Raw genomic sequence first — 722 nt, 5'->3', positions numbered from 1 at the left:
CGGATGGGCATGTTGGTGCCAATCCGCCGTCGCGCATTAATCGCGGGGGTTGCGCGGACGGCAGCCAGGCCCCACGCGTGGTGGCTTACAGAGCGGGGAACAAACCGGAACATCCGGCACCAGAAACTCACGGGAAAGATGGGAAAACTCTTGCCGTACTCTCGCCTGGGCTGATAAACCAATGAGTGCTGCAGTAAGAGCTGCACCACTCCACCCCAGGTCTCAGTCCCATCGTTGGCCACCCCGGCCTCCTTAGCTTTAATTGCGCTGCCACCGCGGTGCTTTATGCTTTGAATCGTTCCAACCTTCCTGGGTACCGCTATGCCATCGCTCATCGAAGGAGATGTCCGTGAACACACCCGCGCAAATGCCGCAACTTTCCAGGGAAGCTCCGCCACCCCGCCAGCACAGGATCGCGACGGGAGCGAAAACAATGACAGCCGCAGTGGCCTCCGCTGCCCTCGCTTTCACCGGGCTTCCGGCAGCTCACGCCGACACTGCCCTGCCCTCGGCGGGAAGCGGCTTCGCATTCGACTTTGGGCCCGGCACCACCGCCGGTGGCTATACAGCCGTAGCCGCCGGAACCCAATATTCGACCGGCACCAGGTTCGGCTTCACCGACACCGCAGTCACCTCGGGCGCGGACCGCGGCACCGGCGATCCATTGCGCTCCGACTTTGTCCAGGCCCAGGGAAGCTCCTTCCTGGTGGACCTGCCCAACG

At 63.2% G+C, this 722-nt stretch carries 1 pseudogene; it reads left to right on the top strand.

From position 1 onward, the window contains the following. Positions 1 to 433: 433 nt before the first annotated feature. A pseudogene (locus AC5RWX_RS33970) lies at positions 434 to 722 on the top strand (hypothetical protein); the annotation flags it as partial.

The sequence above is a fragment of the Arthrobacter sp. SPT-J7 genome (genome assembly GCF_059089965.1).
Note: the sequence above shows the minus strand (reverse complement) of the source record. Positions and strands in the feature narration are given on the sequence as shown.